The 20,975-nt window shown below is 68.3% G+C and carries 16 protein-coding genes and 2 pseudogenes; 11 read left to right on the top strand and 7 right to left on the bottom strand.

Annotated elements, in window-relative coordinates; genetic code table 11:
* Window positions 1-693, bottom strand: coding sequence for a succinate dehydrogenase cytochrome b subunit (locus B118_RS0110225; RefSeq protein WP_080635124.1), 693 nt, complete (start codon window positions 691-693; stop codon window positions 1-3).
* Window positions 694-764: 71 nt separating this feature from the next.
* Between B118_RS0110225 and B118_RS0110220 the strand changes: the two genes are divergently transcribed.
* Window positions 765-1,700: a LysR family transcriptional regulator gene (locus B118_RS0110220; RefSeq protein WP_018810277.1), complete on the top strand. Its 936-nt coding sequence runs from the start codon at window positions 765-767 to the stop codon at window positions 1,698-1,700.
* Here B118_RS0110220 and hrpA read toward each other — a convergent pair.
* The gene (hrpA, locus tag B118_RS0110215; RefSeq protein WP_028192725.1) at window positions 1,697-5,737 is read right to left on the bottom strand and encodes an ATP-dependent RNA helicase HrpA; all 4,041 of its coding nucleotides are present in this window, start codon (window positions 5,735-5,737) and stop codon (window positions 1,697-1,699) included. The two genes, B118_RS0110220 and hrpA, sit on opposite strands and share 4 nt — an antisense overlap.
* A gap of 192 nt (window positions 5,738-5,929) precedes the next feature.
* Here hrpA and B118_RS0110210 point away from each other — a divergent pair, with 192 nt between their 5' ends.
* Both B118_RS0110210 and B118_RS0110205 read left to right on the top strand, forming a co-directional pair.
* Complete coding sequence (locus B118_RS0110210) at window positions 5,930-6,625, top strand: type 1 glutamine amidotransferase domain-containing protein (RefSeq protein WP_018220309.1); 696 nt, start codon at window positions 5,930-5,932, stop codon at window positions 6,623-6,625.
* Window position 6,626: 1 nt separating this feature from the next.
* Window positions 6,627-7,199 carry a TetR/AcrR family transcriptional regulator gene (locus tag B118_RS0110205; protein WP_018220308.1) on the top strand — a complete coding sequence of 191 codons (573 nt, stop codon included), beginning with the start codon at window positions 6,627-6,629 and terminating at the stop codon, window positions 7,197-7,199.
* 102 nt (window positions 7,200-7,301) lie between these two features.
* On the opposite strand, the gene B118_RS0110200 is transcribed toward B118_RS0110205, so the two are convergent.
* Complete coding sequence (locus tag B118_RS0110200) at window positions 7,302-8,456, bottom strand: glycine amidinotransferase (protein WP_026274063.1); 1,155 nt, start codon at window positions 8,454-8,456, stop codon at window positions 7,302-7,304.
* Between the two features lie 521 nt (window positions 8,457-8,977).
* Here B118_RS0110200 and B118_RS0110190 point away from each other — a divergent pair.
* The 5 genes from B118_RS0110190 to B118_RS0110170 all read left to right on the top strand — a co-directional run bounded on the left by B118_RS0110190 (window position 8,978) and on the right by B118_RS0110170 (window position 14,110).
* Window positions 8,978-10,312 carry a preATP grasp domain-containing protein gene (locus B118_RS0110190; protein ID WP_026185269.1) on the top strand — a complete coding sequence of 445 codons (1,335 nt, stop codon included), beginning with the start codon at window positions 8,978-8,980 and terminating at the stop codon, window positions 10,310-10,312.
* A gap of 100 nt (window positions 10,313-10,412) precedes the next feature.
* A complete protein-coding gene (locus tag B118_RS0110185; RefSeq protein WP_028187646.1) occupies window positions 10,413-11,435 on the top strand; it encodes a quinone oxidoreductase family protein in 1,023 nt (340 codons plus the stop codon).
* On the top strand, window positions 11,435-12,277 hold the full coding sequence (locus B118_RS0110180) for an HpcH/HpaI aldolase/citrate lyase family protein (protein WP_028187647.1): 843 nt from the start codon (window positions 11,435-11,437) through the stop codon (window positions 12,275-12,277). Before B118_RS0110185 ends, B118_RS0110180 begins: the two co-directional genes overlap by 1 nt.
* A 47-nt stretch (window positions 12,278-12,324) precedes the next feature.
* Window positions 12,325-13,566, top strand: a complete 1,242-nt coding sequence (locus B118_RS0110175) for an 8-amino-7-oxononanoate synthase family protein (protein ID WP_018220303.1) — start codon at window positions 12,325-12,327, stop codon at window positions 13,564-13,566.
* Window positions 13,556-14,110 (top strand): MaoC family dehydratase, encoded by a 555-nt coding sequence (locus B118_RS0110170; protein WP_018826576.1) that lies wholly within the window; start codon window positions 13,556-13,558, stop codon window positions 14,108-14,110. Before B118_RS0110175 ends, B118_RS0110170 begins: the two co-directional genes overlap by 11 nt.
* Before the next feature lie 21 nt (window positions 14,111-14,131).
* Here the strand turns inward: B118_RS0110170 and B118_RS0110165 are convergent, their stop codons facing one another.
* On the bottom strand, window positions 14,132-14,779 hold the full coding sequence (locus B118_RS0110165) for a hypothetical protein (RefSeq protein WP_026270463.1): 648 nt from the start codon (window positions 14,777-14,779) through the stop codon (window positions 14,132-14,134).
* A gap of 133 nt (window positions 14,780-14,912) precedes the next feature.
* Between B118_RS0110165 and B118_RS28150 the strand changes: the two genes are divergently transcribed.
* The 3 genes and pseudogenes from B118_RS28150 (at window position 14,913) to B118_RS33630 (ending at window position 17,608) form a co-directional block, all read left to right on the top strand.
* A complete protein-coding gene (locus B118_RS28150; protein WP_018810283.1) occupies window positions 14,913-15,203 on the top strand; it encodes a hypothetical protein in 291 nt (96 codons plus the stop codon).
* A 566-nt stretch (window positions 15,204-15,769) separates the two neighbouring features.
* A complete protein-coding gene (locus B118_RS0110155) occupies window positions 15,770-16,282 on the top strand; it encodes a hypothetical protein (protein WP_018588865.1) in 513 nt (170 codons plus the stop codon).
* A 349-nt stretch (window positions 16,283-16,631) separates the two neighbouring features.
* Window positions 16,632-17,608: pseudogene (locus B118_RS33630) on the top strand (phosphotransferase family protein).
* Between the two features lie 69 nt (window positions 17,609-17,677).
* Here B118_RS33630 and B118_RS0110145 read toward each other — a convergent pair.
* The 3 genes and pseudogenes from B118_RS0110145 to B118_RS31650 all read right to left on the bottom strand — a co-directional run.
* Window positions 17,678-19,222, bottom strand: coding sequence for an aminotransferase class I/II-fold pyridoxal phosphate-dependent enzyme (locus tag B118_RS0110145; protein WP_018810284.1), 1,545 nt, complete (start codon window positions 19,220-19,222; stop codon window positions 17,678-17,680).
* A gap of 25 nt (window positions 19,223-19,247) precedes the next feature.
* Entirely contained in the window at window positions 19,248-20,576 is a 1,329-nt protein-coding gene (locus B118_RS0110140) for an NAD(P)/FAD-dependent oxidoreductase (protein WP_028192724.1), read from the bottom strand.
* Between the two features lie 235 nt (window positions 20,577-20,811).
* A pseudogene (locus tag B118_RS31650) lies at window positions 20,812-20,975 on the bottom strand (IS110 family transposase); the annotation flags it as partial.

Raw genomic sequence — 20,975 nt, 5'->3', positions numbered from 1 at the left:
TCAACGCACCAATCCGAGGAGTACGGCGAACGGGACCACCAGGTAGCCGACGCTGAGCGCGACGGCGAAGAGCAGCGCGAGGCCCCGGGCGCGGCGTTCGCCCTGCGGCGTCTGCTGACCGAGGCTGCGGAGCGCGCTGTAGGCGCCGTGCCGTAGGTGGAAGCCGAGCGCGACGATCGCGAGCGTGTAGAACAGCGTCACGTACCAGCGTTCCGGGGCGAAGTCGGCGACCACGTTGGCCTGTGGCCGGGTCGGGTCGCCGACCGGGTTCAGGTGCCCGGTGGTGAGGTCCAGGATGTGGTAGATCACGAAGAGGGCGATGATCACGCCACCCCAGCGCATGGTGCGGGCGGCGTAGCTGCCCTGGACCTTGTTGCGGTGGGCATACTTGACCGGGCGGGCGGAGCGGGCGCGCAGCGCCAGCATGGTCGCGGCCCAGATGTGGCCGGCCAGCGCGACCAGGAGCGCGCCCCGCTGCAACCACAGGTACCAGCCGTAGGGGAGTAGCGGCGTACCGAGCTCACGCAGCCAGTGCGCGTAGTGGTCGAAATCCTCGGCACCGGTGAAGATCTTCAGGTTGCCGAGCATGTGCGCGACGAGGAACAGCACCAAGACAAGGCCCGTCACCGCCATGACGGCTTTGAGGCCGACAGTGGAGCGGATGGGCGACCGAGTTCGTGACGTGACTACCACATGGCTGACGCTAGGAGCAGTCGGACCAGTCGTCCAATGCATCGACTCCGCAGTCTTCATAGCCTTAGGCTATGAAGATGCAACTCCATCAGCTTCGGTACTTCGCAGCGGTCGCAGAAGTACGACATTTCACCCAAGCGGCCGACCTTGTCGGCATCACGCAGCCCTCGTTGAGTAAGCAAATTCACGCTCTGGAGACGGAACTCGGCACCCCGCTCTTTGAACGGGTAAGGGGAAAGATCGCGCTCACCGCCGCGGGTGAGGTGCTGCTGCCGTTCGCCGAACGGATCCTCACCGACGTGGAGATCGCCACCCGGGAGGTCCAGGAACTGGTCGGCCTGCGACGGGGCCGGGTACGCCTCGGTGCGACCCCCAGCCTGGCCACCGCACTGGCCCCACCCGTGCTGCGCCGCTTCCGCGACGCCCACCCGACCGTTGACCTGTGGGTCGAGGAGGGCGGCTCCCAGGACCTGGTCCGGCACCTGCTCCGCGGCGACCTGGACCTGGCGTTGATCATAGCGCCGGCCCAGGGCACCGACCCCGGGCTGCGCACCGACGCGATCCTCACCGAGAGCCTGGTGGTCGCCAGCGTCGGGCCCCTGCCGGACGCCCCGCCGACGTACCCGATGCGCGTCGCCGACCTGCGCGGTCACCCGCTGGTGATGTTTCGGGAGGGGTACGACCTGCGGGACGCCACCCTGCAGGCGTGCCGGGAGGCCGGCTTCGAGCCCTGGATCTCGGTCGACGGCGGGGAGATGGACTCCGTGCTCAGCTTCGTCGCCGCCGGGCTGGGGGTCGCCCTGGTGCCCGGCAGCGTCGTCGCCAGCCGGCCCGGAATCCACGTCACCCGACTCGCCGCGCCCGGCGTCCGCCGGACCATCGCGGTCGCCCGCCGCCGGGATGTCGTCCCCACCCACGCCGGCCGGGAGCTGCGTCGCATCCTGCTCGAGTACGTTGACGACGCGATCGCCACCGCCGCCCTGCCATCCGGCCTCGAGCCCCGCTAGGCCACCTCGGCGGCGTCCATGGCCTTGTAGATGCGCTGCTCGCTGACCGGGTACGGGGTCCCCAGCGCCTGGGCGAAGACGTTTACCCGCAGCTCCTCGATCATCCACCGAATCTGCCGGACGGCCGCCGTCCGCCGCTTCGCCGGCGGCAGCGCGGCGAGCAGGTCCGCGTACTCCCGCTGCACGACGGCGATCCGGTCCTGCTGCTGCTTGTCCCGGGCCGGGTTGCCGGGGAGCCGGTCCAACCGGCGTTCGATCGCGGTCAGGTAGCGCCGCAGATCCGGTAGTCGTGCGTAGCCGGCCTCGGTGATGAAGCCCGGGTGAATCAGGCCGGTGAGCTGGCCGCGGATATCGGCGAGCGCGGCCACCACCGCCAGGTTTCGGGTCGCGCCGAGGCGTTGCTCGATCGCGTAGCCGGCGGCGAGCACCCCGCGCACCCGCTCCATCACCTCGACGACGGTCTCCACCAGACCGGCGCGGACCGTACCCCGCAGCGCGGCGAAACCGTCGGCGTCCCAGGCCGGGCCGCCCGCGTCGGCGATCAGCTTGTCGAGTGCCGCGCCGGCCGCGTCCTCGATCAGCGCCGGCACACCGCCGTGCGGGTTGCGGCTGAGCGCCAGCTTCGCCTCGTTGGAGAGCCGCCCCTGGAGAAACTTCGCCGGCGCCGGCGCGGCCAGCCGGAGCAGGCGTCGGGTCCCCGCCCAGTGCGCGGCCTCCTGCTCGGCGGGAGAGTCGAAGACCCGTACCCCGACCGTGGCGCCCTCGTCCACCAGCGCCGGGTACGCGGTGACCGCGTACCCGGCCCGGACCTGCTCGACCGTGCGGGGCAGGGTGCCGATCTCCCAGTCGGTCAGCCCGGTGCGGGCCACGTCCGGCGCGGCGGCGGCCACCACCTGACGTACCTCCGCGGTGAGCTGGCGTTGCAGCGCCGGCAGGTCCTTGCTCTCGGCGACCGGGCGGTCGTCCTCGCCGAGAACCCGGAAGGTGACCCGCAGGTGCGGCGGTAGCTTCGCCGGATCCCAGGCGTCCCGGGGGACGGTGATCCCGGTCATCCGGCGCAGCTGCCGGGTGAGGGCGTCCAGCAGGTCCTCCTCGCCGGCCGGAAGCTCGGCGAGCACGGCCCGGGCGTAGTCGGGCACCGGGACGAAGTTGCGCCGGACCGCCTTGGGCAGCGAGCGGATCAGCGCGATGACCAGCTCCTCGCGGAGCCCCGGCACCTGCCACTGGAAGCTCTCCGCCGGCACCTGGTTGAGCAGCGGCAGCGGGATGTCCACCGTGACCCCGTCGGTGGAGGTGCCGGGGTCGAATCGGTACGTCAGTGGCAGGAGCACCCCGTCGGTTCGCCACTCGTCGGGGAAACCGTCCCCGTCCACGCCACCGCGGCCGGCGTTGACCAGCAGCTCCCGGGTGAAGGTCAGCAGCTCCGGTCGCTGCCGGCGCTCCCGCTTCCACCAGGTGTCGAAGTGCCGCCCGGAGACCACCTCGGCCGGGATCCGCTCGTCGTAGAACTGGAAGATCGTCTCGTCGTCGACCAGGATGTCCCGCCGTCGGACCCGGTTCTCCAGCTCGGTCACCTCGTCAAGGAGGCGCTGGTTGTCCCGCCAGAACTGGTGGTGGGTCTGCCAGTCCCCCTCGACCAGCGCGTGCCGGATGAACAGCTCGCGGCTGGTCACCGGGTCGATCCGGCCAAAATTGACCTTACGGGAGGTGACGATCGGAACGCCGTACAGCGTCACCTTCTCGACGGCCATGACCGCCGCCTGCCGCTTCTCCCAGTGCGGCTCGCTGTAGCTGCGTTTCACCAGGTGTTGGGCGAGTGGCTCGACCCACTCCGGTTCGATCCGACCGTTCACCCGGCCCCAGAGCCGGCTGGTCTCGACCAGCTCGGCGACCATCACCCAGCGCGGCGGCTTCTTCGCCAGCGCGGAGCCGGGGAAGAGGGCGAACTTCGCTCCCCGCGCACCCAGGTACTCGTACCGCTGGGTGTCCTTCAGGCCGACGTGGGAGAGGAGGCCGGCGAGCAGGGACTGGTGCACCTTCGGGGTGTCGATCTCCTCCGGCAGGTCCGCCCCGCCGCCGCGTCGCCCACCGCCGTCGCCGGCTGGCCCACCGCCGTCGCCGGCCGGCCCGCCCCGCCGCCGGCTTCGCTCCGGAGTCCGCAGTGCCTGTCGGAGCTGGCTGACGATGTCCTGCCACTCCCGCACCCGCAGGTAGTTCAGGTACTCGGACCGACACATCCGTCGGAATCCACTGGACGACCGGGCCCGCTGCTGCTCGCGCAGGTAACGCCACAGGTTGAGGTACGCCACGAAGTCCGACTCCTGGTCGGCGAAGCGGGCGTGCGCCTGGTCGGCCTGGGCCTGCTTGTCAACCGGCCGTTCGCGGGGGTCCTGGATCGACAGCGCCGCCGCGATGACGACCACCTCGGTGGCGGTGCCGTTGCGCTCCCCCTCAAGCACCATCCGGGCCAGCCGGGGGTCGACCGGCAGCTGAGCGAGCCGCCGGCCGAGCGGGGTGAGCCGCTTCGCCGGGTTGGTCTCGGCCGGGTTCAGCGCGCCCAACTCGTGCAGCAGGTTGACGCCGTCGGTGATGGTGCGCCGGTCCGGGGGGTCGATGAAGGGGAACGCGGCGATGTCGCCGAGCCCGATCGCGGTCATCTGGAGGATGACCGAGGCGAGGTTGGTCCGCAGGATCTCCGGGTCGGTGAACTCGGGTCGGGACTGGAAGTCCGGCTCGTCGTAGAGGCGGATGCAGATGCCGTCCGAGGTGCGCCCGCACCGGCCCTTGCGCTGGTTGGCCGAGGCCTGCGAGACCGGCTCGATGGGCAGCCGCTGCACCTTGAGCCGGTTCGAGTAGCGGGAGATGCGCGCCGTGCCGGGGTCCACCACATACCGGATGCCGGGCACGGTGAGCGACGTCTCCGCGACGTTGGTGGCCAGCACCACCCGCCGACCGGTGTGTGGGGCGAAGACGCGGTGCTGTTCGGCGGTGCTCAGCCGGGCGTACAGCGGCAGGATCTCGGTGTTGCGTAACGCTGGTCGGTGTGTGACGAGCTTGCCGAGCGCGTCGGCGGTATCTCGGATCTCCCGTTCGCCGGAGAGGAAGACCAGGATGTCGCCGGGGCCCTCGGCCGCCAGTTCCTGCACCGCGTCCCCGATCGCCTGGACCTGGTCGCGAACCTGCTCCTCGTCGGTGTCGTCCTCGTCCTCGCCCACCTCGACCAGCGGTCGGTACCGTACCTCGACCGGGTAGGTCCGCCCCGACACCTCGACGACCGGCGCCGGGTTGCCGTCGGCGTCGGCGAAGTGCCGTGCGAACCGGTCGGTCTCGATGGTGGCCGAAGTGATGATCACTTTGAGGTCCCGGCGGCGGGGGAGGAGCTGCCGTAGGTAGCCGAGGATGAAGTCGATGTTGAGGCTTCGCTCGTGCGCCTCGTCGACGATGATCGTGTCGTACTGGCGAAGCATCCGGTCGTGCTGTAGCTCGGCGAGCAGGATGCCGTCGGTCATCAACTTGACCAGGCTTCGGTCGCTCACCTGGTCGGCGAAGCGCACCTGGTAGCCGACCACCTCGCCCAACTCGGTGCCGAGCTCTTCGGCGATGCGGTCGGCGACCGTCCGGGCGGCGAGCCGACGGGGCTGGGTGTGCCCGATCAGCCCGTGGACGCCGCGGCCCAGCTCCAGGCAGATCTTCGGTAGCTGGGTGGTCTTGCCGGAGCCGGTCTCGCCGGCGACGATCACGACCTGGTGGTCGCGGATCGCCGCGGCGATCTCGTCCCGGCGCTCGCTGACCGGGAGCATCGCCGGATAGGTGATTTTGGGTACGGCGGCTTGCCGGCCCGCCAGCCGGGTCTCGGCTCGGATCACATCCGTCGTGATTTCGGCCAGGGCTGTTTCCCGACGCTGGGGGTCGGGTATTCGTTGTGCGCCGTCCAGCCGCCGTCGGAGACGGTGCTGGTCACGGAGCATCAGCGGGCGTAGCCGGCGGTGCAGCTCGCGGGTGTCGTCGGGCGGGGTGGAGGCGACTTCGTTCGGCATGTCGTCGCCAAGGATAGGCAGCCGGGTGATTATCCGCCCGGAGTTACCTCCGCTGGGCCGCTGGTGCCCGATCTCGCCCGTGGAGCCGGCACGACATAAGCCGGACTGTCATTTTGCGTGCAGAACGTCAGTCTGTATAGTTGGTCTCGGGGCGGACTGCTGGGGTCCGCCCAGCTACGGAGGGTTTGATCAATGTCAAAGATCCTGTTCGTGGTAACCGGCGCTCACCACTGGGAGCTCGCCGACGGCACCAAGCACCCCACCGGTCTCTGGGCCGAGGAGCTCGTGGTGCCCCACGAGATGTTGACCAGCGCCGGCCACGAGGTCAGCATCGCCACCCCGGGGGGAGTGGTGCCGCGGGTGGACCGGAGCAGCCTGCAGCCGGAGGCCACCGGCGGTCCCGAGGGGGCCGCCCGGATGACCAAGGCCGTGGAGAGCATCGAAGATCTGCGCAAGCCGCTCACCCTGTCGGAGGTCAACCTCGACGACTATCAGGCTGTCTTCTACCCGGGTGGTCACGGGCCGATGGAGGACCTGGCGGTCGACCAGGACTCCGGCCAGCTGCTGGTGGCCGCCATGCGGGAGAAGAAGCCGGTCGGCATCGTCTGCCACGGTCCGGCCGCGATGCTCGCCGCGGTGAACGCCGATGGCAGCAACGCCTTCACCGGACGCCGGGCGGCTGCCTTCACCAACGCGGAGGAGGCCCAGGCCGGCTTGGCCGACAAGGCCAAGTGGCTGCTCCAGGACCGCCTGGTCGACATCGGCGTGCAGGTCCAGGAAGGTGAGCCGTGGGCGCCGAACGTCGTCGTCGACGGCAACCTGGTCACCGGGCAGAACCCGGCGTCCTCCGCCCAGGTCGCCACGGAGCTGCTGGGTAAACTGAGCTGACATGGACAATAGTCGGCTCTCCGATGTCCTCGACGCCACCTACACCTGCTTGACCAGGTATGGCGTACGGCGGACGACGATGGATGACATCGCCGCCGCGATGGGGGTCTCTCGGTCCGCCGTCTACCAGTACGTCCGTGGTAAGGATGACGCGTTCCGGCAACTCGCCGGGCGCCTGCACACCCAGGCGCTGGCCCGTGCCCGGCAAGCCGCCGATCAGGACGCCCCCTATGCCCAGCGCATTCGGGGCGTCCTGGCCGCCAAACTCGACCTGTCCCTGAACCTGATTGGGGACTCGCCGCACACCGCCGAGCTCATGGACAGCAAGGCCCGGCTGTTCGGTGAGATCTGCACCGAGTTCACCGTGGAGTTGCGGAAGCTGCTGTCGGGTCTCTTCACCGAGGCGGGTGCGGCGGATGCGGACGCGGCCGCCGAGATCTGCGTCGCCCTGGTCTCCGGCCTGGAGACAGCCCCGGACGGTCGGCTTCTGCTGGGGCGTGCCGTGGACGCGCTCGTCCCCGGTTTGCTGCACCCGGTCGAGCAGGTCGGTCAGGTCAGTGGTACCACTGGTTAGGATCCCTCCGTCGGCCCCGACGACAAGCCGCAGGGGTCGGTAGGTCGAGCCGGCAAGATCGGTGTTGCTACCAGCTGGGGCTGGTTGGTGCGACAAGCTCCATCAGGAGAAGTAGTCCTCGAGTGTGCCGTCGCGCACGGTGTCCAGGGTGAAGCAGTGGAGGCCGCCGCCGAACAGGCGCCGATGGCGATGACGTACCGGTACGACGTCGAAGCCGTGCTTTTCCAGTGCACGGCTCAGCTCCGGGCAGGAATCGTTGACCATGATGGTGTGCTCATCAATTGACAACACGTTCAGGTCGATGAACGGGCTCGTGAGGATGACGTCATCGTCGTCGTACTGGGGGAAGTTCTGTGCTTTCGGCTCGGGCGCCTCGATGACATCCCACTTCTGGAGAGCTTTGGGCAGGTAGTCAAGGAACCGTCGGGAGCGGATCAACAACGTACCCGGTCGCAGGGGGAGCACCATGCTGTCGATGTGGCTGTCGGCCAGCCGGTCGATCCGGTGGATGGTGTAGCGGCCCGCCAGATGGCGCTCCAACCATTCACACGCGAGGAGGTGGTTCGCCGTCGCGATGTTGACCAGGATGTCCCGACCGAATCGCAGGCACTGGGCGGCGTCGAAGAGCATCTCGATGCCCACGTCATAGGGGGAGTCGTTGATGGCGGGCACCGTCTCCATCGTGACGATCTGTTCGGCCTGGGCGAGGTCGAAGGAGCGGTCGGTCATCCACGGCCGGGGCATCACCGTCCACCGGGCACCGTGTTTGAAGTACTCCATGAAAACGGGCTTCAGAAACTGCGTCTCGAAGTAGCGCGAGCGCATCATTGGTGGCGTTTCGATGATCTCGTCACCCAGGATCAACGTGTTGTCCCGGACGTTCAGGGGCGGCAGCGCGGTGGCGGACCACGCGGGCGTGGCGAAGTGTGCGGCGCCCTCGCGGAGGTTCATCGGTCGGTGAACGCGTACGCCAAGGGACTTGAGCGTCCCAGCTATTCCTTCCACGTCCTCGTGTAACTCGTCCACATAGCGCTGCTTGATATCCAGGGTTTTCGAGGTCAATGACCCCGGCGTCGGCTGACCGTGGGCCATGAACCGTGGATAGTAGATAGGGTGGGTCTTTGGGTTGTCGTGGATGAGGTTGTCGTAGAAGAAGAGATCGAAGGAGAGGTCGCGGGCCTGTTGTCGGTAGCCCGAGGCTGATCCCACGACGATTTCGCGTAACGGCGACCATTCATCGAAACTGTGCAGCCTCATGTGGCCCCCCAGGAGACGTATTGTGGTGCGCTCACCCGCAGCGGCGAGGAGCGTGACGTTCTTGTTACCTGCAGTGGCGGCTTGGAGCTATGTCCGTCACTCATGCAACCAGTGATCGATACTTTCGGCAATGATGATCTAGGCCGGCGGCGCGTTGGGGGCCGGCCGGCCGGATGGGGTGGGTCGGCTGTGACCAGCGGTGATCGTAACGTCGGTAAGCTGCTTAAATCTCATGTGGATGAATGATGCGACCGGGCATGGGTGAGGTGGCGTCGCTGATGATCTTTCACGGCGTGACCTCGGGAGGCCGATCGCCGCTACACTCGGTGCTAGCAAGATCACTCCTTGCTCTCGACAGTGTCAATTGATAGCGTGTCGATCAGCAAATCAGAGATCCCTTCACACGTTGACACACGGTTCGTAAACGATGCCCCGTTCTGTCTCATTTCGCAGCTCAACAGTCGGTTGATCCGGCTGGGCGGGGCCGTGTCCGAAAATCCCGCCGAACTGATGGGGCGGTAATGAGAACCTTGATTATCGGTAATAGTCGAACCTGGGAGATGGTCGGCGATCTGGCGGCGCTGACCGCCGACCAACTGCGCGGTGGTGGCTGTGCCGCGCAGCGCCTACTCTGGTTCGCCCGGGACGGCGACGTGCTGGTGTTGCCGTTTGCCCCGCCGGCGGACTACCTGAGCTACATCACTGACCTCACCGGAACCCGCGCCTCGACCCTGACCACTGTGATCCCGCCACCGGGCAGTCTCGGCTCGGACATCCTCACCCCAGATCGGCTCACCGATCCGAGCTTTTTGGACGAGCTACGCGGCGCGCTCGGCAACCGGCCTCCGGCCAAGATCTTGGCCGTCTACAAAGACCTCTCCATCACCCGGATCGCCCGGACACTCGGCGCCGAGGCGGCCCTCCCCGGCTACCCGTTCAGCAACCAGGCCGGTGACGCGCTGGTAAACAGCAAGGCCGGGTTCCGGGCCCTGGCCGCCGGAGCCGGGGTGCCGATCGCCCCGGGCACCGTGGTCGCCCGGCCGGAGCAGGCACTGGAGGCGATAGCTGACCTCTTCGACCAGGGACACGACGCGATCGTGAAGATGGAGTTCAACGGCGGTGGTCTCGGCAACGAGGTCCTCAGCCGTACCGATGGCGTCGCGCCGACCGGCGCGACCCGGGCGGTGGTGTTGCCGGACCGTCCCGCGCTGCTGGCCTACGTACAGCAGCGATGGGAAGGGCTCACCGCAGGCCAGACACACCGGCTGGTGGTGGAGCAGTTCTTCCCCAGGTCCGCCACCAGCTACGCGGAGTACATCGTCACCGACGAGGCGGCGCAGCTGATCGGGGTGGGAGATCTGCTGATGGCGCCAAGGGCGATCGGCCAGGTGCTGCCGGCGCAGACGATCGACGCGGAGACCAGGGCAGAGTTGCTGGACGGCGCCCACCGGCTGGTCGAGTCCCTCCGTGTACTCGGCTACCGGGGCGTGGTCTGTGCGGACGCTATCGCTACTCCGGACAAGCAGGTGCTCTTCACCGAGACCAACTGTCGCCTAACTGGCTCCACCCACCTCCACCTGGCCCTCTACGGTCGGGTGGTCGATCCCGGATACCGAGAGAAGCGGGTCTTCCTGGAACGCTTCGGTTGGGCCGTGCCGTCGTTCACGGCGGCTGTCGAGCGGCTCGCGACGGCCGGCTTGGCGTACGACCCCACCAGCCGTACCGGGGTCGTGATCACCTCCGACGACGTTGCCGCGGACGGTACCGTCGCCTGTTGCGCCATCGCGGATGACCTTCAGGCAGCGGAGGAGCTGCACCGCCGGCGGGGGGAACTCTTCGTGGACCAGTCGGCATGACCTGCTCCGCATCGTCGGGACGCACCCATAGCGGTGGCTGGGGACCGGTACTCGTCGGTTCGCGCCGCAGCGGCCGTCGGCGGCCGCGATGACCCGGTCCATGCGTGCGGTGGTTCTGCGCCGACCAGGTGGTCCGAAAGCACTACGCGTCGAGCGGATACCCGAGCCATCGCCGGGGATTGGGGAAAACCTGATCGACGTGACGTTGACCGGGGTCAACTTCGATGACCTGGAGCGCTGCGCCGGTGCTCACCCCGAGCTGCCGCTGCCGGCGGTGCTCGGCGTGGAGGCGGTCGGGCGTCGACGGGCCGACGGACGACGGGTCGTCGCGCTCCTACGCCAGGGCGGTGGCTACGCCGAGGTGGTGGCGGCCCCGGAGGCGCACACAGTGGAGATTCCGGCGGGCATCGATGACGCGCAGGCGCTCGGTCTGTTCGAGCAGGGCAGCACCGCGTATGGGGCGTTGTCGTTGGCCGGTCGGCTGCGGGCCGGGGAGAGTGTCGCGGTCTCCGCCGCGGCCGGCGGGGTTGGACACCTCGCGGTGCAGCTCGCGGTGGCGCTTGGCGCCTCGCCGGTGATCGGCCTGGCGTCGACCGCGGCGAAGCGACAGTTCGTCACCGGGCTCGGCGCAGATGTGGTGCTGGACCCGGCAGATCCAGAGCTGGCCGACCGGGTGCGGGAGGCGGCCGGCGGAACCGGCGTGGACCTGTTCGTCGACTCGGTGGGCGGCGCGGTGGCGCGGGCCGCCCTGGTCGGCCTGGCGCCGTTTGGACGGTTGGTCTGCCTCGGCTGGCGGCCCGGCAACTCGAGCGATCCCGGAACCGGCGTTGCTGGTGACGTGCCCATCGGTCCGGTGGACCCCACCGGTGTCGTCGCGGTGACCACCGCACAACTGGCCGAGCGATCCATCGGTTGTGCCGGCTTCTGGATGCGGCACGTGGTGGACGACCGTGAGCTGCTGTGCGGGATCGTCGACCGGCTCTTCGAGCTGGCGGCCCAGGGCCAGCTCACGGTCCACGTCGACCGGACCGTCGCGCTGCACGAGGTCGGCGCCGCCCACACGGCGGTCGCCGCCCGCGCCACTTCGGGCAAGGTTCTCATCGACGTACGGCGGGAGGTGTGATGTACGCCCGGTACTGCCGGTCCATGTTGTGTACGCCGGCGACCGCGGTCGGCAGGTACGCAACCTGCCACCGATCGGGAGCCGACATTTGCCTGGTCGACCTGGAAGACTCGGTGCCGCCGCAGGACAAGGCCGAGGCCCGGAACCGGGGGAGCGCGTTCTTCAGTGGGGAGAGCGCGTCCGGTCGCCGTTGCGCCGTTCGGATGAACACAATTACCGAATCCGAGGGCATGCGGGATCTGCTCGCCTTGCGCGAGTATCCGATCCGGCCCTCCATCGTGCTGGTCCCCAAGGTCGAATCGCCACGCGACATTGAGATAGTCGCGCGACTACTCCGGCCGGTCCGTCCGGACCTCGAGCTGTGCGCGGTGATTGAGACACCACGAGGGGTGGAGGCCGCCGCGGCGATCGCGGCGACGTCGCCGCACCTGCGTGCGCTGATCTTCGGGTCGGCGGACTACGCGTCCGCTATCGGTGCCCAACTGCGCTGGGAGCCGCTGGAGCAGGCCCGGACCCGGGTGGTGAACGCCGCCAGGGCAGCTGAGGTGGAGGCGATCGACTCGCCGACCTTCCACGTGCAGGACCTGACCGCGTTACGGCGGGAGGCGATTCTGGCACGGGACCTCGGGTTCAGCGGCAAGATCGCCCTGCATCCACGCCAGGTGGCGGTCATAAACCAGGTGTTTTCCCCCGACGCCGCATCCCTGGAGGCGGCCCGGCGAGTGGTGGCCGCCGGCCAGCGCAGCGGCCAGGGCATCACCACCGTCGACGGGGTGATGGTGGGCCGGCCCTTCTTCGAGGCGTCCCAGCGGCTGCTTGACGAATTCGACTCATCCGGCTGACCCATGGCCGGGACACCAGCGGTCAGTCTCACTGGTAGGGAGAGGAAATGACGAGCACAGCGGAACACCAGAGCTTCGTCGGTCCGCACCGGTACCGCCACGCGGAGAAGATGATCCGGACGGCCGACCCGGTCTGGCAGGCAGCGGCCGACCACGGTTTGACCGGGATCAGTGTCGACACGCCCTCGGGCGACTCCAACAACCGGCTCGTTGACCGGGCGACCGGCCACGAGTTCGTCAACATGTGCTCCTGCGCCTACCTCGGCCTCAACCACCATCCGGCAGTGATTGAGGGGGCGGTGTCGGCGCTACGCGAGGCCGGCACCACCTGGCTGGTCACCTCCACCACCCGCATCCGGCACCAACTGCTGGCCCGGTTGGAGGAGGAACTGGGAGAACTGTTCGGTGCCCAGATCCTCCCCGGTACCACCTGTAGCGCGCTCACCGCCGGCATCTTGCCCCTGGTGGCCTCCGGGCACCTCGCTCCGGGCGGCCCCAGGGTGATGGTCTTTGACCGGCACTGCCACTTCTGCATGTCGTACGTGAAGCCCATCTGCGCAGAGGAAAGTCTGGTCCTCACCTGCGACCACAACGACCTGAACTACCTGGAGGACATCTGCCGGCAGTACCCCAGCGTGGCCTACGTCGCCGACGGCGCGTACTCGATGGGCGGCGCCGCTGCCCTGGACGGTCTGTTGGAACTCCAGGACCGGTACGGTCTGTTCCTCTTCATCGACGACTCGCACTCGTTGTCGCTGGTCGGCGAGCGGGGTGAGGGCTTCGTCCGATCCCGACTGGTCATGAATCCGCTCACCGTCATCGTCACCAGCCTGGGCAAGGGCTTCGGCACCGGCGGTGGTGTGGCCATGCTCGGCGACCCGGCGATGTCCCGCTTCCTGACCCGGCACGCCGGGCCGGTGGGGTGGTCGCAGAACATGGCCCTGCCACTGGTCGGGGCCTCGTTGGCGAGCGCCGCCATTCACCGTTCACCCGAGCTGGGCCAGTTGCAGCGCCGACTGGACGAGAACGTCGCGTACTTCGATGAGCTGCTACCCACCTCCTTTGCCGGAAACGGACTGCCGGTACGTCGAATCACCGTGGGCGACGCCGACCGGGCGGTCCAACTCTCCGCGGAGTTGTACCGGCGTGGCTTCTACAGCTCGGCGGTGTTCTTTCCGATCGTGCCGCAGGGCCAGGCCGGGTTGCGGATCATGATCCGTGCCGACCTTGACCGGTCGGTCCTGGCCACCTTCGCCGACCACGTACGGGAGCTCACCGATGCGGCCTGAGCAGGCCGGGAAGCCGACCGGCTCCGGTCCGGTCGGCTTCCGGAGGGTAGGCGAGAACCGATACCGCGAACAGGTCGGCTTCTACTATGACGAGATCGTCGTCGGCACGGTGATCGAGCATCGGCCCGGCCGCACCGTGACCGAGATGGACAACGTGTTGATGAGCATGTTGAGCATGAACGCGTCACCGCTGCACATCGACGGCGCATACGCCGAGGCGGGCCGGTGGGGCCAGCCCCTGGTCTCCAGTCTGGTGACCCTGAGCATCGTCGGCGGGATGACTGCCCGCAGTACCAGCGGCCGGGCCATCGCGAACCTCGGCTGGGAGCGGATCCGCCTTCCCCAGCCGGTCTTCGTGGGCGACACGCTGTACGCCGAGAGCGAGGTGACCGCGAAACGGCTCTCCGCCAGCCGGCCGGGCGAGGGCATCGTGAGCTGCCGCACCATCGGCCGCAAAGCCACCGGCGAGGTGGTCCTCACCTTCGAGCGGAGCTTCCTGGTGCCGACCGCGCGAGCCAGCATCGACGATACGACGGGCTACTGACCCTCCACCCACCCCGCGCGGTCAGGCCGCAGTGCTCCACAGCGCCTGAAAGGCGATAGCCTCGCCGGTCAGCCAGCGTTCGATCTCCGCGGGTTTCGCGGTCGCGGGCGTGCGGTGCGTCCGGCCGCGCCGGACATCGACCAGGACGGGTTCGGCGTGCGGCAGAATCGCCTCCATCTGTCGGCCCATCAGGTGCAGCATGGCCAGCGCTGCCTCGTCGGTCGGCGGAGCCTCGTCGAAGTGCAGGCGGACGGCCTCGGCCCGCCCGTCGGCGTACCGGATTCCGAAGTGTGGGTTGATCTTCACGGGTAGGTCGCCCAGCAGGGCGAGTGCGTCGCGGGTCTGGGCCAGGTCGACCGACCTGGGTGCGCCGAGGGACAGTAGCCAGGCCATCGCCCCTGGCACCAGCGCTCGGTAGAGCGGGCGCCACCGGGGTTTGACGGCGGCAACCACCCGGTCGAGGTGGGTGCCGCTGGTGTGGAAGGCGATGTCGGCCTTGAGTGCCTTGACGAACTGGCCATGTGGGTTGAAGCCGGAGCGGCTGGCCCGCTGCCGGCGTAGGCCGCCGACGAAGGTGGCCTTGGTCGGACCGGTGCGGTCGACGTAACGAGTGAAGCCAAGGAGCGTGGTGTAGGGGGCGAGGGGAGCGGCGGGGGTGGGCGCGGTCACGGGCATCCTCCCAGCTCAACAGCGAGATTAGTACATACATTCTAATCGACGGAGCTGACATCGCCCAGGACAAATCATCCACGCATGGTGTCGCGTCCGCGCGAATCCTGCGAGTGTCCGGGTAAGTCTGCGAGTGATCTTGCGAGCCGTCCGGAACGGGTTGCGAGTCACCCGTACGCGCCGATTCGGCCCCGGTGAGAACGGCGAGCATCACGACCAGCACCTGGTCGCCGCGTGGGAGACCGCAGCGATCGGCGGGGTTGCCGAGCTTCAGCCGCCGACGGTTGGTGGCGGCTTCTCGGTCGCCCGGCTTGCCATGCTCCTGGAACAGCCGGTCCTTGCTGGTAACAACCCGCCGGACAAGCCCGTGTGGCATTGCTCGATCCACAATCACCGCGACGATCCGCTGCTGCCGGACCAGTAGTGGGCGCAGATCGCCGTCGCGTTCGCCGACGGGGTCGGGCTCGCGCCGGCCGGTGATCGGGCGTCGGTGCGGTGGGTAGCGGTGCGCCACGCCGATGACCGAGCATCGGCGCCGGACGACCGGATCGCTACCTTCGTCGGCATGCCGCTTCGTGATCAGCCAGCCCAAGAGCCCTTCGAGAGCAGAGACCTCGAACTCGGCGCAGCCCTTGGCGCATGGAGCGAGGCCCAGACGCTCTTTCAGCTTGAACTTCTCGGGCCGCTGGACGCTCCAGGCATGGATCCGACCTGGCTACTTCGTGTCGTGGGGCATGTCCTCCAAGCCGAGCTGGTTCTCTTTACGGGCCGCACGTCGATGTCTCGGCGTTCCGATCCACCCGGCCCGAGGATGGTCTTTATGTCGGCGGTGAGACTGACATCACGCCCAGCAGGCTCACCGAGATGCTCGACGAGCTTGCCGCAGTGGAGGAAGGCGACGCGATGCCGAACTGGCTACGTCCCGCGCCGGACTACTGACTCGCCTGGCGCCAGGCGGCACCCGGCGGGTCGCGATGGCAGAATGATCATGTGTTTGACTTCGGCATCGCCGGCTACCGACCGCACTGGCTGCATGGCCTGAAGACGGTCAGTGCCGCCCACGGTCGTCGCCTTGCTGGTCTTGCCGGCCGAACCTTGCGCCACGTCTGGCTGGTCTGGGACCTCGGCGCCGACGAATGGTTCGCCGACTGCCCTGTCCTGCTTGACTTTGGAAGTGAGCAGGTCGAGATTAACCATCAGAAGACCGACGACCTGTCGATCACCTTCAACAGCATCGACCCGCATCAGCCCCTCACCTGGCCGACCTCCGACGACTTCCAACTTGCCTGGCGGCCGGAACCGATCGCGAAGCTCGAAGAACTCCGCGGACAAGAGCTGCGCCACGCCAGCCTTCTCGAATGGGCCGGCGGCACCATGGCCGACGGCAGCGTCGCCCTCGGTTTCGCTTTCCCAGCAGGACACCTGACGATCTACAACGCGCTCGACGAGAACGGCTTCCTCTTCAGCGCACCAGGCCGGGACTGGCGCGAGCACGTCCTCTGAACGGCGAGAAGGCCGAGTCAGGGGACCTACCTTCGCGTGCATGGTCGCCTCGAGTCAGATTTTCGCAAGGTGGGCCCGGACGCTTCGGCACGATGTCGTCTGGACCTACCTTGCGAGTTGCTGGTCAGCGCCTCGGTCACCCGCAATCTTCCGGCGGACCCGACACATGGTCGACCCCTTGTCGGGCCCGCCGGCCGCGCCTCGCACCAAGCCTGGCTGCTCTGAGGAGGTCGCGGTTGCTGCTGAGAATCTGGCTGGTCCGGCTCCTCCGGCTACGGCAGCATCTCTGCTGTGCTGCAGAGGGAAGCCGCTGCGAACCATCGCTGAGCAGCAGGAGAAGAGGCGACCTATGATCCGGGTAGTCCTACAGCCGGACGACCTGCACGACCTGGTGGTGGACCAGTTCGGCGCAGATCGTAGACCTGCCGCCCTGGACCGGCTGACCGGTGGCAGCAAGAAGGGCGTCTACCGGCTCAGGTTGGACGACCAGTCGACAGCGATCCTCTATGTCTGGGCAGCAGGCGAGAACTACTGGCCGCCGGCACCAGCCGTCCCCGACGATCCCTTCACCGACGCGTCGGGCGTCGAGTTGTTCGCCACCAACTACGCCGCCCTCAGCGCCGTGGACGTGCGGACGCCACGGCTGTTGATGCTCGACCGCGCCGGCCGCTACCACCGGCCGACCTTGCACTGGTCGAGGACGTCGGTGCGGTGACGCTCGAGGCGCTCATGAAACATGACCCGGCCGCAGCCGTGCCGCCGCTGTCCACACTTGGTGGTGCCCTGCGCCGCATGCACACCACCCGCAGCACCCACTACGGCAAGCTCGCCGCCATCGCCCGCGGAGAGGCCCCACAGACCCGCAGCACCGAGGACATCATCCAGGACCGGGCGCGTGGTCACCTCGACGCGGCGGCCGCCCGTGACGCCCGGCTCGCCGATGCCCACGACCGAATCACCGACCATCTCCGGCGCCTGCGCAACGCGGTCACCGTTCGCCACGACTACCGGCTGATACATGGCGAACTCGGACCGGACCACGTGCTGGTCCCGCCTTCCGGTGCACCCGCCATCATCGACATCGAGGGGATGACGTTCTTCGACGTGGAGTGGGAGCACGCCTGGCTGCAGTTGCGCTTCGGCGACGCGTACCCCACGCTGCAGCCCGTCAAACTCGACCCCAACCGGCTGGAGTTCTACCGATTCGCCCAGGTCCTGTCTCTGATCGAGGGTCCCCTTCGGATCGCCGACACCGACTTCCCGGACCGCCAGTGGATGCTGGCTTTGGCCGAGCGGAACGTCACCAAGGCCCTGGCCGTGATCTGACTCCTCCCGCAGCGCCGTCCGGCGGGACGACTGGGCCAGCCGGGGTCGGCTGATGAGGCGTGGCGATGGCTACCGCTCCGTACTCCCGAAGGCGCTGGACAGGTAGGTGCGGGCGTCGGCGATCGCGTCCGCGATGATCCTCGCTGCGGCGCGTGCCTCCTCCGGCTCATGGTTCGCCTGCACCTGAAGCCGGAACCGCGACGAGCCGGTGGGAGTCACCGGGAACTCCACCATGAACGCGAGCACCCCACGGTCGAACAGCAGGCGGTTCGCGATCCGCGCCAGCTTCTCGTTTCCGATCAGGAGCGGCACGATCGGCGACGGCTCACCCATACAGGTCAGCCCGTGCCCGGTCAGCTCCTCGCGAAGCGCGGTGACGGCGGTGCGCAGCCGGGAACGGAGGAGGTCGCCCTCCGCGGAGCGGATGATCTTCGAGGCTTCCAGGACCACGGCGGTCTGCACGGGCGACAGTGCGTTGGAGAAGAAGTGCGACCCACCGAACATCTTGAGGTACTGCTTGAGCGCCGGGGAGGCCGAGGCGACAAAGCCGCCGTTGGAGCAGAACGTCTTGGAGAAGGCGCCCATCACGATGTCGATGTCGCCGAGCACCTCCTGCAACCCGAGGACACCGGTGCCACCCGGACCCATCGAACCCAGGTCGTGCGCCACGTCGACGAGCAGCGTCGCGTCGTGCTCCCGGCACACCCGCTGCAGGGTCACCAGGTCCGGCCAGTCAGCGTCCACCGAGAAGAGGCCATCCGTGACGACGAGGATGCCGTTGCGGCTGTCGCGCCGACGGATGTCGACCAGGTGGCGACGGACCGCCTCCACGTTGAGGTGTTCGTAGCGCACCACGTTGCGGGTGGTCGCCCGGGCCCCCTGTTGGAGGCAGGAGTGCGCCAGCCGGTCGATCAGAACGTGGTCCTCCTGGCGGACCAGGCCCGCCATCGCCCCGAAGCCGGCGGCCCACCCGGTCGGGAAGAGCGTCACCTGCTCGGCCCGGACCAACTCGCCGAGTGACGCCTCCAGTTCGTCGGAGATCCGGGTGTTCCCGAGCACCATCGGTGACCCGGCGCTGTGCGGACCGTAGTCCCGCATCGCCTTGGTCGCCGCCTCCCGGATCGCCGGGTGCGTGTTGAACGACAGATAGTCCTGCGAGTTGAAGTTGATCCCGCGGGTACGCCGGCCGATGTCGTTGGTGATCTGGGCGATGCTGTTCGGCGCGGCTTCCAGCGTCCTGGAGTACTGCCACGTCTCGGTCCGCCGCCGCGCCTCGACCCACCCGTGGAATTCCTCGGTACGGGTCATCAGGTTACGGCCGGCCGGCCGGTAGAAGTCATAGGCGTTCTTGTCGAGCGCGTACTCCTCGTCGGCGTCAACCTGCAGGTCGACGGGTTCCCACATCTGGGTCAGGTCGGCGACCACCTCGTTCAGGGCGGTCTCGTCCAACGAGTCGAACTCGTCCCACGGGATGTGGGTGGCCCAGTTGCGGGTCATCTCGGAGACCTCGGCCGCGGCTGCCGCCATCGCCTCCAGATCCTGCCGGCCGGCGGCCGCGAGGATGGTCCCGATCAGTTCGTCGTCGTCGCGTTGGTCAAGCTCAGGAAGGGACACAGTCGATCTCCGGGCGGGGTACGGGTCAGGCGAACAGGTTCTGCTGGTACATCCGAGCGGTCGCCGGGTAGTCCTCGAACACCGGGTACCCGGCCGAGGTCTCCTTCGCGGCGTCGTTGAGCAGGAGGAGGTTCGACGCCTGGAAGAACTCCGAGACCGGCGCGACGTCGGCGTGGGTGGCGACGAACCGGTCGATCTCCTGCTGGTTTCCCCGCAACGCCACGAACAACTGCAGTTCGTCGTGGCGGTACGGTCGCATCTCCGCGAGCGTGCAGACGTAGTCGTAGTAGGCGGCGGCGTTCTGGCTGCGGCGGCGGCCTTCATAGCTGGCCATCGCCGCCTCCAGAGACACGTCCCCGGAGAACCACCGGCCCAGCGCGTCGGCGACCAGCTCCGCGCCCCGGAACGCGTGGGTCATCCCGATCGCGGTGCACTGGTCCTTGGCCGACTCGGCATCCCCGACCAGCACCCAGCCCGGTCCGGCCAGGGGCCGGAGGAACGCGGACTGATCCAACGTCCCGTAGACGCGCTCCGCCCGCACGCCCCGCGTCCGGACCACCTCGCCCAACTCCGGGCTGACGAAATCCAGCGCCCGCTGGAAGTTGCCGGGCACATCACGACGGAACTCGCGGGACCACTCGCTCGGTCCCCAGACCAACACCATGTTCTGGTCGTGGTTGGTGGGTGCGACGGCGCAGGCCAGCCGACCACGTCGGTGCAGCTGCGCCGGACCGAGGTCGAAGCCGGAGTAGTAGCTCCAGTAGGCGAAGGTACACCGGGGCCGCTCGTCGAACTTCGGCAGGCCGAGGGTGCGGGCGACGAACGAGTTGCGACCGTCGGCACCGATCACGATCCGGGCGCGCTCCTCGACCAACTGCCCGTCGGAGTCGCGTCCCCGTACCCCGACGACCTGGTCGCCCTCGGTGATGAGCTCCCGCACCGTGAAGTTCGTCCGCACCTCGGCGCCGGCCTTGCTCGCCGCCTCGACCAACATCTGGTCGAGCACGTGCCGGCGCACCGAGGCGTACGTGCGCACCACGCCCGAGTCGTCGCCATGCCAGTCGCGGAAGTACGCGCGCAGCAGCTCGTCCGGCACCGAGCCGGTGAGCGGAATGCCGTCGTTGACGAAGGTGACCTCGGTGTGCGACGGGGTGACCGCCAGCACCTGATCCAGCAGGCCCCACCGGTTCAGGTAGGAGGTCCCGTGCGGCCAGAGGAAGTGGGTCGAGATGACGTCGCTGGGAAAGCTCGATCGGTCTAATACCAGCACCCGGTGCCCCTGTCGGGCCAGGAGCATGCCGGTGGACGCGCCCGCGCAGCGGGCTCCGATGACAATCGCGTCGTACCTGGACATGCGGATTCCCTTCCGAGGAGCGGATAGCTCGACGATCTCGGCGGCCTCAGTGTGCTCGTTACCACTGTGTCTGTCTAACTAGGCCAGTGCTACCACCACAACGGCACTGACCAGACCGGGGCCACCAGCGTCGCCGGATGTTAGCACCATCGCAAAGCGGCTACGCAGAGTGAAGTTCTCACCAAGCGTCTGAGGTTGGGGCCGTGCTCGGGGGGGGGTGTCCCTATGGGTTTGGTCAAGCCGGGATGGGGCTTGTTGGCCGTGGTTGGTAGGGGATCTTGTCGCGGAGCATGGCGAACAGGACGTCGCAGCGGCGTCGGGCGAGGCAGATGAGGGCGGCGTTGTGGCGTTTGCCTTCGGCGCGTTTGCGGTCGTAGTAGGCGCGGCTGACGGGGTCGG

Source organism: Salinispora pacifica CNR114, from assembly GCF_000514775.1.
Lineage (GTDB): Bacteria > Actinomycetota > Actinomycetes > Mycobacteriales > Micromonosporaceae > Micromonospora > Micromonospora pacifica.
Note: the sequence above shows the minus strand (reverse complement) of the source record. Positions and strands in the feature narration are given on the sequence as shown.

Coding starts and splice junctions, on each gene's coding strand:
- B118_RS0110220 (WP_018810277.1), top strand. CDS start 765: ATGAAGATGCAACTCCATCAGCTTCGGTACTTCGCAGCGGTCGCAGAA.
- B118_RS0110180 (WP_028187647.1), top strand. CDS start 11,435: ATGTACGCCCGGTACTGCCGGTCCATGTTGTGTACGCCGGCGACCGCG.
- B118_RS0110175 (WP_018220303.1), top strand. CDS start 12,325: ATGACGAGCACAGCGGAACACCAGAGCTTCGTCGGTCCGCACCGGTAC.
- B118_RS0110185 (WP_028187646.1), top strand. CDS start 10,413: ATGCGTGCGGTGGTTCTGCGCCGACCAGGTGGTCCGAAAGCACTACGC.
- B118_RS0110210 (WP_018220309.1), top strand. CDS start 5,930: ATGTCAAAGATCCTGTTCGTGGTAACCGGCGCTCACCACTGGGAGCTC.
- B118_RS0110170 (WP_018826576.1), top strand. CDS start 13,556: ATGCGGCCTGAGCAGGCCGGGAAGCCGACCGGCTCCGGTCCGGTCGGC.
- B118_RS0110190 (WP_026185269.1), top strand. CDS start 8,978: ATGAGAACCTTGATTATCGGTAATAGTCGAACCTGGGAGATGGTCGGC.
- B118_RS0110205 (WP_018220308.1), top strand. CDS start 6,627: ATGGACAATAGTCGGCTCTCCGATGTCCTCGACGCCACCTACACCTGC.
- hrpA (WP_028192725.1), bottom strand. CDS start 5,737: ATGCCGAACGAAGTCGCCTCCACCCCGCCCGACGACACCCGCGAGCTG.
- B118_RS0110200 (WP_026274063.1), bottom strand. CDS start 8,456: ATGAGGCTGCACAGTTTCGATGAATGGTCGCCGTTACGCGAAATCGTC.
- B118_RS0110140 (WP_028192724.1), bottom strand. CDS start 20,576: ATGTCCAGGTACGACGCGATTGTCATCGGAGCCCGCTGCGCGGGCGCG.